We start from the raw sequence: 8,908 nt of genomic DNA, 5'->3' as shown, positions 1-8,908 counted from the left end.
GGAACGCCGACGGGCCCCCCCCGGAGGATCCGGGTGGGGCCCGTCGTCTAGCTGTCAGCTAGCGGGGGGCGAGAGCCTCAGCTCTGGCCACCGGCCAGCTTCTCGCGCAGGGCGGCCAGGGCCTCGTCGGAGGCCAGGGCGCCCGAGCCCTCGTCGCTGCTGGACGAGTAGGAGCCACCGGCGGCAGCGGCGACGGCGTCGCCACCCTCGGCAGCGGCCTCGGCGTCGGCCTCGCGGCTCTTGATGACCTGGGCCTGGTGCTGCTCGAAGCGGGCCTGCGCCTCGGCGTACTGGCGCTCCCACTCCTCACGCTGCTTCTCGAAGCCGGGCAGCCAGTCGTTCGCCTCGGGGTCGAAGCCCTCCGGGTAGATGTAGTTGCCCTGGTCGTCGTACGAGGCGGCCATGCCGTACAGGGTCGGGTCGAACTCGACCTCGGCCGGGTTGGCACCCAGGGCCTCGTTGGCCTGCTTCAGCGAGAGGCTGATGCGACGACGCTCGAGGTCGATGTCGATGACCTTGACGAAGATCTCGTCGCCGACCTGGACGACCTGCTCCGGGATCTCGACGTGGCGCTCGGCCAGCTCGGAGATGTGGACCAGGCCCTCGATGCCCTCGTCCACGCGGACGAACGCACCGAACGGAACCAGCTTGGTGACCTTACCCGGGACGACCTGGCCGATCTGGTGGGTCCGGGCGAACTGCTGCCACGGGTCCTCCTGGGTCGCCTTCAGCGACAGGGAGACGCGCTCGCGGTCCATGTCCACGTCGAGAACCTCGACGGTGACCTCCTGGCCGACCTCGACGACCTCGGACGGGTGGTCGATGTGCTTCCAGGACAGCTCGGAGACGTGCACCAGGCCGTCGACGCCACCCAGGTCCACGAAGGCACCGAAGTTGACGATCGAGGAGACGACGCCGGAGCGCACCTGGCCCTTCTGCAGGGTGGTGAGGAAGGTCTGGCGGACCTCGCTCTGGGTCTGCTCCAGCCAGGCACGGCGGGACAGGACCACGTTGTTGCGGTTCTTGTCCAGCTCGATGATCTTGGCCTCGAGCTCCTTGCCCACGTAGGGCTGGAGGTCGCGGACACGGCGCATCTCGACGAGCGACGCGGGGAGGAAGCCGCGGAGGCCGATGTCGAGGATGAGACCACCCTTGACGACCTCGATGACGGTACCGGTGACGATGCCGTCCTCTTCCTTGATCTTCTCGATCGTGCCCCAGGCACGCTCGTACTGAGCGCGCTTCTTGGACAGGATGAGACGACCCTCCTTGTCCTCCTTCTGGAGAACCAGGGCCTCGATGTTGTCACCGACGGAGACGACCTCGTGCGGGTCAACGTCGTGCTTGATCGAGAGCTCACGGGAGGGGATGACGCCCTCGGTCTTGTAACCGATGTCGAGGAGCACCTCGTCACGGTCGACCTTCACGATGACGCCCTCGACGATGTCGCCATCGTTGAAGTACTTGATGGTCTCGTCGATCGCGGCGAGGAACGCGTCCGCGTCGCCGATGTCGTTGACCGCGACCTGCGGGGTGGTGCTGAGGGAGGAGTCGGTGGGGCTCGTCATTAGGAAAAGGGCTCCGGTACGGACATGAAAGTCGTAGGTAATGCCACGCGGAGGGCCCGTATCGCTCCCACCGAAAGCCGGACAGCCAAGAGCACGGCGCACCGGGATCCCGTCGTCCGACGAGAACCGGCGTCCGTCTTGCGACCGTGGGGTCTTCGACAGATGCGAGCGCGACCTGCTCCGTCCGAGGCGCGCAGGCCCGCAGCGCAACTTGTAGCATACGGGGACGGCCAGGCACGGTCAATGCCAAGGACGGCAAGACGGTGGAGCCCAGTACGGATCAGGCCATATCCTCCGATTGCGCGCCTCGCGGCGGCTCCCGAAGGGGCCCTTCCCCGGATGCCACCGCCAGGAGCCGGACCCTGACGGGCCGGTTCGCGGCAGCGGCGCTTCCGCATTCCATACCCTACGCGATGGGCATTGTCACCGTGGCCACCACCCCCCAGTCCGACCTCCACGATCTTGACACCTCCGCCCCGGGGGACGACCTCGCCGAGGGCGGCCTCCCCCAGGGCGAGGAGGAGGACGGCGACGACGCGGTGCGCCGCGCGGCCGGCACCGGGGAGAGCAGCCGCGCCAGCCGGCACTGGTGGGACCGCAACGCCGACGAGTACCAGGACGAGCACGGCGAGTTCCTCGGCGACGACCGCTTCACCTGGTGCCCCGAGGGCCTGGACGAGGCCGACGCCCGGCTGCTCGGCGAGGTCGCGGGCAAGGACGTCCTGGAGATCGGCGCCGGCGCCGCCCAGTGCTCCCGCTGGCTGGCCGGCCGCGGCGCCCGCCCCGTCGCGCTGGACATCTCCCACCGCCAGCTCCAGCACTCCCGCCGGATCGACCTCGGCCGCGGCACCGCCCCCGTACCGGTCGTCCAGGCCGACGCCGCCGTGCTGCCCTTCGCCGACGGCTCCTTCGACCTCGCCTGCTCCGCCTACGGCGCCGTCCCCTTCAGCGCCGACACCGCCGGGCTGATGCGCGAGGTGCACCGGGTGCTGCGCCCCGGCGGCCGCTGGGTGTTCTCGGTGACCCACCCGATCCGCTGGGCCTTCCCGGACGAACCCGGCGTCGAGGGCCTCACCGCCGTCTCCTCGTACTTCGACCGCACCCCCTACGTCGAGGAGGACGAACAGGGCCGCGCCACCTACGTCGAACACCACCGCACCCTGGGCGACCGGGTCCGCGAACTCGTCGGCGCCGGCTTCCGCCTGCTCGACCTGGTCGAGCCCGAGTGGCCGGCCGACCTGGAGCAGGAGTGGGGCGGCTGGTCCCCGCTGCGCGGACGGCTGATCCCCGGCACGGCGATCTTCGTGGCGGAGCGGGGCTGAGCCGCTTGAACCCCGCCTGGCGCGACCTGCCCGTCCGCACCGCCCTGCCCGAGCTGCACCGCGCGCTCGACGGGCACGGCACCGCCGTCCTCGCCGCCCCGCCCGGCACCGGCAAGACCACCCTGGTGCCGCTCGCCCTCGCCGGGCTGCTCGGCGACGGACGACCGCCGCGGCGGGTGCTGGTCGCCGAGCCGCGCCGGCTCGCCGTCCGGGCGGCCGCCCGGCGGATGGCCTGGCTGCTCGGCTCGGCCGTGGGCCACGAGGTCGGGTACACCGTGCGCGGCGAGCGCCGCGTCGGCCCGGAGACGGTGGTCGAGGTGGTCACCACCGGGGTGCTGCTGCAACGGCTCCAGCGCGACCAGGAGTTGCCCGGCGTGGACGTGGTCGTGCTGGACGAGTGCCACGAACGGCACCTGGACGCCGACACCGCGCTCGCCTTCCTGCTGGACGTCCGGGCGGCGCTGCGGCCCGAACTGCGGCTGGTCTGTGCCTCGGCGACCTCCGACACCGCCGCCTGGGCCGAACTCCTCGACGGCGCCCCCGTGGTGGAGGCGCACGGGGTCTCCCACCCGGTCGAGGTGGTCTGGGCGCCGCCGCCGCGCGCCGTCCGGCCCGCCCACGGCACCCGGGTCGACCCGGCGCTGCTCGACCACGTCGCCGCCGTCGTCCGGCGGGCGCTGGGCGAGCGCGACGGGGACGTGCTCTGCTTCCTGCCCGGCGTCGGCGAGATCGCCCGGGTGGCCGGCCTGCTCGGCGGAGCTGACGCCGAGGTGCTCCAACTGCACGGCCGCGCGCCGCAGTCCGTCCAGGACGCCGCCCTCGCGCCCTCGCCGTCACGGCGGGTCGTCCTCGCCACCGCCGTCGCCGAGTCCTCGCTGACCGTGCCCGGCGTCCGGGTCGTGGTCGACGCCGGACTCGCCCGCGAACCCCGCACCGACCACGCCCGGGGGCTGGCCGGGCTGGTCACCGTCCGCGCCTCGCTGGCCGCCGCCCGCCAACGGGCGGGGCGCGCCGGGCGCGAGGCCCCCGGCACCGTGTACCGCTGCTGGCAGGAGGCCGAGGACGCCCGCGCCGCCCGCTTCCCCACGCCCGAGATCGCCCTCGCCGACCTCACGTCCTTCGCCCTCCAGGCCGCCTGCTGGGGCGACCCGGACGCCACCGGCCTCGCCCTGCCCGACCGGTCCCCGGCAGGCGCGATGGCCGCCGCCCGGCAGACCCTGCTCGCCCTCGGGGCCGTCTCCGCCGACGGCCGGGCGACCCCGCGCGGGGTGCGCCTCGCCCGAACCGGGCTGCACCCCCGACTCGGCCGCGCCCTGGTCGACGGCGCGGCGGCGGTCGGCGCGCGGCGCGCGGCCGAAGTCGTCGCCCTGCTCTCCGAAGAACCGCCGCGCGCCCTGGGCGACGACCTCGGCGCGGTGTGGCGCACGGTCCACTCGTCCGGCGACCCGTACGCCGGCCGCTGGCGCGACGAAGTCCGCCGGTTGCTGCGCGCCACCTCCGACGAACCCGCCACCCCGGTGCCCGACGCCACCGCCGTCGGCCTCGTCGTTGCCCTCGCCTTCCCCGAACGCATCGCCCGGGCACGGGTCGAACGGCCCGCCCCCGGCGAGCGCAGCCCGTACCTGATGGCCTCCGGCACGGCCGCCGAACTCGCCCCGGACACCCGGCTGGGCGCCGTGCCGTGGCTCGCCGTCGCGGTCGCCGACCGGCAGGCGGGGGCGCACTCGGCGCGGGTGCTGCACGCCGCGGCGCTGGACGAGTCCACCGCCCGGCAGGCGGGGGCGGCGCTGCTCACCGCGCGCGAGGAGGTCCACTGGGACACCCGGCGCGGGGAGGTCGTCTCCCGGCAGGTGGAAACCCTCGGCGCGATCGAACTCGCCGAGAAACCACTCGACCGCCCTGACCGGGCGCTCGTGCGCGCCGCGCTGCTCGAAGGCCTCACCCGCGAGGGCGTCAGCACCCTGCTCACCTGGCCCTCCCCCGGGCTGCGCGAACGCCTCGCCTTCCTCCACGCCGCCGTCGGCGACCCGTGGCCGGACGTCAGCGACGAGGCGCTGCTGGACCGCGCCGAGGAGTGGCTGGAGCCGGAGCTCTCCCGCGCCCGCCGCCGCGCCGACCTCGCGCGGATCGACACCACGGCGGCGCTCCAGCGCCTGCTGCCGTGGGCGAGCGGCGAAGCCGGCCGCCTGGACGAACTCGCCCCCGAGCGGATCACGGTGCCCAGCGGCTCGAGGATACGGGTCGACTACACCGCCGAACGCCCGGTACTGGCCGTCAAGTTGCAGGAGCTGTTCGGCTGGCGGGCGGCTCCCGCCCTGGCCGGCGGCCGGGTGCCGCTGACCGTGCAGTTGCTCTCCCCCGCCGGGCGCCCCGCCGCCGTCACCGGTGATCTGGAGGGCTTCTGGCAGAACGGCTACCACGCAGTGCGAGCGGATCTGAGAGGCCGCTACCCCCGCCACCCCTGGCCCGAGGACCCGACCACGGCCGAGCCCACCCGTCGCACCAACGCCCGGAAGTGACAGGGGGATCCGAACTCTCTTCCGCTGGTCGAACCCTTTCCGGTGGTCGAACCCTCTCCGGGGGTCGCCGACGGCATGGGCGTGGCCCGGCCGGGCGGCCGGGCCACGCGTTCGGGGCTGGCGTTCGGGGCACGCGTTCGGGGCACGGAGGTGTCAGGCGGGCTGCGCGCCGGGCGCCGGGACAGCGGCCTCGTGGGACGTGTGGGCGGTGTGGCCTGGGTGGCCAGGGTGGCCCGGGTGGCCCGGGTGGCCAGGGTGGCCCGGGTCCGCCTTGCCGGTCTCGCGGAGGATCAGCAGGCCGGTCATCGCGATCAGCGCCGCGGTCAGGCCGTGGATTCCGAACGCGGCGGCGCCGGAGCCGTGGTGGGCCAGGACGTTGACCATGTCGCCGAACGGGGCGACGGCCTCGGCCAGCAGGACCCAGCCCAGGGCTCGGCGGTGGCCGGTCACCAGCAGGACGCCGGTGGCCAGGCCCATCGCGAGCTCCCGGGTGCCCTTCATGACGAGGTAGCCGTCGCCGTTGCCGGCGGGCCAGGCCGGCAGCCCGACGCCTCGGGTCGACGCCTCCGGAGCCAGGACGAAGGACAGCCCGAGGTAGAGGGCGAACAGGGCGCAGACGGTGGCCAGCACGGTGGTGGCGTTCTTCAGCGACACGGCACTTCTCCTTCGACGTTCGGACCTGCTCCTCGGGCCGTCCCCACCCGGCCGCGGCTGCCGCCTCATGCGTCGATCCGCTCGAAGACGTGCGGGTACGACACGATGTCGTCGGGGAACTCGGCCGCCATGCGCTGGAACTCCGGGTTGCCGACAGCCGTGGCGAGCGCCTCGGTCGACTCCCAGACGGCGACGTTCATCAGAAGCCGGCTGCCTGCCGTCCCCTTGTGCATCCGCAGGGAGACGAATCCCGGCTGAGCCTTCATGAACTCCGCCTGCCGGCGGAAGAGAGCCAGGAACGCTTCGGTCCGCTCCTTCGGCACTACGAAGGTGTTGGCCAGGACGACGGGCCCGGTCCTCTCCTGGAACTGCGCGAACAGCGGTGTGTTCGGGTCCAGGCTCTGCAGTGCGGCCATGTTCGGTGCTTCCTTCCGACTGTCGGTCGTCCCGCGGCACCACGGACGGGCATCCCTGCGGCGACAACCTTGCCAACGCTTGTTGGTCAACGCTTGTTGGCAAACGTAGAGCTGCGGCACTGGACTGTCAACACGTGTTGGCCTACATTTGTTGGCATGACCGGCAGCACGGAGAACCAGCAGACCGCACGGCGTTCCGACGCCACTCGCGCCACGATCCTCGCCGCGGCCCGCAACCGGTTCGCGGCGGACGGCTACGAGAAGGCGACCATCCGGGCCATCGCCCGCGACGCGAAGATCGACCCGTCGATGGTGATGCGCTACTACGGCAACAAGGCGGGCCTGTTCGCGGCGGCCGTCGCGGTCGACCCGGGGCTGCCCGGCCTGCCCCTCGAACCGCGCGAGGAGGTCGGCCGTGCGCTGGTGCGCCAGTTCCTCACCCTGTGGGAGGAGAACGAGGAGCTCACCGCGCTGTTGCGGGTCGGCGCCACCGATCCGAACGCCGCCGACCGCACGCAGAGCGTGCTGCGCGACCAGTTGATCCCGCTGGCCCGCCGGGTGGGCCCCGAGCCGGAGCAGGCGCCGACGCGGGCGGCCCTGTGCGCATCGACCGTGCTGGGGCTCGCGCTGACGCGCTACGTGCTGCGGTTCCCGGCGAGCATGGCGCTCAGCCGCGAGGAGATCGTGGACTGGCTCGGCCCCACGATCCAGCGGTACCTCACCGCACCCACGCCCTGAGGAACGCGCCGAGGGCACCCGCGCCACGGTCGGCCACAGCGGGCGCCCCCAACGGGTAGGGGCCGGCCGCTGCGACGGACCCCGCACACCGGAAGTCGACCCCGCCGGCTTCCCGCGCAGGGCCTCAACCCGCTGCCGTGGCCTGCCCTTTCGGGGATCGTCCGGCCGGCCCCCAAGCAACCGGGCGCGTCAACCCTTCGCCGGTCGCCCACGTCCGGAGCATCGCGACGGGGAGCCGAGCGGGCAACGGCAGCATGACCGCCCTCCCGTCCCGCAACCGCACGGGCACCGTCATCAGGCAGGGCCGGAGGCCCTTGTTCTTCGACCTGTGTTCTTCAACCCGGCGATGACGATCGGCCCGGTCCGCATCGGCTCGATCCCCTGCTCGACCCATGAGCACGGGAAGTCGGGCCCGCCGACTTCCCGTGCGGTGCCACCGGCCGGCCCGCCGCCTGTCCGCCGGGCGGTGGTTCAGAGCACGGCGAGCCGGTCCACCAGCAGCTCGATCCGGTGCTCGGTGTGCTCGGGCGGGAGCCGTCGCGCCCGGGTGAGGGTGGCCAGCCCGTGCAGGGCCGCCCAGAACGTCTCGGTGAACAGTCCGGGGTGGACGCCGTCCCCGGCGACCTCGACCAGGGTCTCCAGCAGGGCGGAGAAGGCGTCCTTCAGCGGCTCGGGGGTGTCCTCCCGGGCGAAGGCCAGACCGCCGTCGAGCTGGAACATGGCGTCGTAGACTGCCGGGTTGCGCTCGGCGAAGTCGAGGTAGGCGCGGGCGAGGGCGGCGACCCGGGCGCGCGGGCCGTCCGCGGCCGCGGTCGCAGCGCGCAGCGCCACCGCCATCTCGGCGGCGCCTTCGAGGGCGACGGCACCGATGATCTCGCGCTTGCCGCGGAAGTGGCTGTAGAGGACGGGCTGGCTGTACTCGATGCGCTCGGCGAGGCGGCGGGTGGTGACCGCGTCCCACCCCTGCTGCTCGGCGAGTTCGCGGGCCGTCGCCACGATGAGGCGTTCGCGGTTCGCCCGTTCGCGCTGCTTGCGTTCCTGTACCGACATGACTGGATCCTAGCACCGCTAGACAAGGGAGCGGCAGCAGGTCTAGCGTTGACTCATCACCTAGCAGCGCTAGATCGCAGGAGGGGTCATCATGCTCGACGCACTCAAGGTCGTCACCATCGTGGTCGTCGGGGTGATGGTGGGGGTGGAGTTCTCCGTCGCCTTCGTCATCAACCGGATTTTGAACGCACTGCCGGAGGACAGCGACCAGCTCGGCCGCGCCCACGGAGGGCGGATGCTCGGCGCCGTGATGCCGTTCTGGTACATCGGCTCGCTCGCCCTCGCCGGGATCTGGGCGGTCACCGGATGGCACGACCCCGGCACCGGCCTCGTCCTCACCGCCGCCGGGCTGCTGATCGTCAGCGTGATCATGTCGGTCCTGCTGCTCGTCCCGATCAACAACCGGGGCAAGACGTGGACCCCGGAGAACCGGCCCGCCGACTGGAAGCAGCAGGCGAACCGCTGGGACCGCTACCACTACGCCCGCGTCGCCGTCATCATCGCGGCCTTCGCCCTGCTGGCTGCCGCCCTCACCTGAGCCCGCGCGCCCACAGCCGGCGGCCGGCCGCCGCCGGCCGACACATCGCGGATGGGAAGAGGGTCGGGGAGGGTAAGATTGTTTTTAATGGCGGGGTGTTATA

The 8,908-nt window shown here is 72.9% G+C and carries 8 protein-coding genes; 4 read left to right on the top strand and 4 right to left on the bottom strand.

Annotated features, from left to right (window positions below; translation table 11 throughout):
• Positions 1-77 precede the first annotated feature (77 nt).
• Entirely contained in the window at positions 78-1,568 is a 1,491-nt protein-coding gene (gene rpsA, locus ABT247_RS28795) for a 30S ribosomal protein S1 (protein ID WP_350748100.1), read from the bottom strand.
• A gap of 413 nt (positions 1,569-1,981) precedes the next feature.
• On the opposite strand from rpsA, the gene ABT247_RS28790 reads away from it, so the two are divergent.
• Both ABT247_RS28790 and hrpB read left to right on the top strand, forming a co-directional pair.
• On the top strand, positions 1,982-2,890 hold the full coding sequence (locus ABT247_RS28790) for a class I SAM-dependent methyltransferase (protein ID WP_350748097.1): 909 nt from the start codon (positions 1,982-1,984) through the stop codon (positions 2,888-2,890).
• Between the two features lie 5 nt (positions 2,891-2,895).
• Positions 2,896-5,409: an ATP-dependent helicase HrpB gene (gene hrpB, locus ABT247_RS28785; RefSeq protein WP_350748095.1), complete on the top strand. Its 2,514-nt coding sequence runs from the start codon at positions 2,896-2,898 to the stop codon at positions 5,407-5,409.
• Between the two features lie 153 nt (positions 5,410-5,562).
• Here the strand turns inward: hrpB and ABT247_RS28780 are convergent, their stop codons facing one another.
• Both ABT247_RS28780 and ABT247_RS28775 read right to left on the bottom strand, forming a co-directional pair.
• The gene (locus ABT247_RS28780) at positions 5,563-6,063 is read right to left on the bottom strand and encodes a DUF4267 domain-containing protein (RefSeq protein WP_502892521.1); all 501 of its coding nucleotides are present in this window, start codon (positions 6,061-6,063) and stop codon (positions 5,563-5,565) included.
• Between the two features lie 65 nt (positions 6,064-6,128).
• Positions 6,129-6,479, bottom strand: coding sequence for an antibiotic biosynthesis monooxygenase family protein (locus ABT247_RS28775; protein WP_350748092.1), 351 nt, complete (start codon positions 6,477-6,479; stop codon positions 6,129-6,131).
• A gap of 156 nt (positions 6,480-6,635) precedes the next feature.
• On the opposite strand from ABT247_RS28775, the gene ABT247_RS28770 reads away from it, so the two are divergent.
• Positions 6,636-7,217, top strand: a complete 582-nt coding sequence (locus ABT247_RS28770) for a TetR/AcrR family transcriptional regulator (RefSeq protein WP_350748089.1) — start codon at positions 6,636-6,638, stop codon at positions 7,215-7,217.
• 471 nt (positions 7,218-7,688) lie between these two features.
• Here the strand turns inward: ABT247_RS28770 and ABT247_RS28765 are convergent, their stop codons facing one another.
• Positions 7,689-8,267 carry a TetR/AcrR family transcriptional regulator gene (locus ABT247_RS28765; RefSeq protein WP_350748086.1) on the bottom strand — a complete coding sequence of 193 codons (579 nt, stop codon included), beginning with the start codon at positions 8,265-8,267 and terminating at the stop codon, positions 7,689-7,691.
• A gap of 91 nt (positions 8,268-8,358) precedes the next feature.
• Between ABT247_RS28765 and ABT247_RS28760 the strand changes: the two genes are divergently transcribed.
• Complete coding sequence (locus tag ABT247_RS28760; protein ID WP_350748083.1) at positions 8,359-8,805, top strand: anthrone oxygenase family protein; 447 nt, start codon at positions 8,359-8,361, stop codon at positions 8,803-8,805.
• Positions 8,806-8,908 lie beyond the last annotated feature (103 nt).

The organism is Kitasatospora sp. NPDC001539 (genome assembly GCF_040298565.1).
Lineage (GTDB): Bacteria > Actinomycetota > Actinomycetes > Streptomycetales > Streptomycetaceae > Kitasatospora.
Note: the sequence above shows the minus strand (reverse complement) of the source record. Positions and strands in the feature narration are given on the sequence as shown.

Bases quoted from the DNA above. Each gene is read 5' to 3' on its own strand.
- rpsA (WP_350748100.1), bottom strand. From the start codon at position 1,568: ATGACGAGCCCCACCGACTCCTCCCTCAGCACCACCCCGCAGGTCGCG.
- ABT247_RS28790 (WP_350748097.1), top strand. From the start codon at position 1,982: ATGGGCATTGTCACCGTGGCCACCACCCCCCAGTCCGACCTCCACGAT.
- ABT247_RS28775 (WP_350748092.1), bottom strand. From the start codon at position 6,479: ATGGCCGCACTGCAGAGCCTGGACCCGAACACACCGCTGTTCGCGCAG.
- ABT247_RS28770 (WP_350748089.1), top strand. From the start codon at position 6,636: ATGACCGGCAGCACGGAGAACCAGCAGACCGCACGGCGTTCCGACGCC.
- ABT247_RS28765 (WP_350748086.1), bottom strand. From the start codon at position 8,267: ATGTCGGTACAGGAACGCAAGCAGCGCGAACGGGCGAACCGCGAACGC.
- ABT247_RS28760 (WP_350748083.1), top strand. From the start codon at position 8,359: ATGCTCGACGCACTCAAGGTCGTCACCATCGTGGTCGTCGGGGTGATG.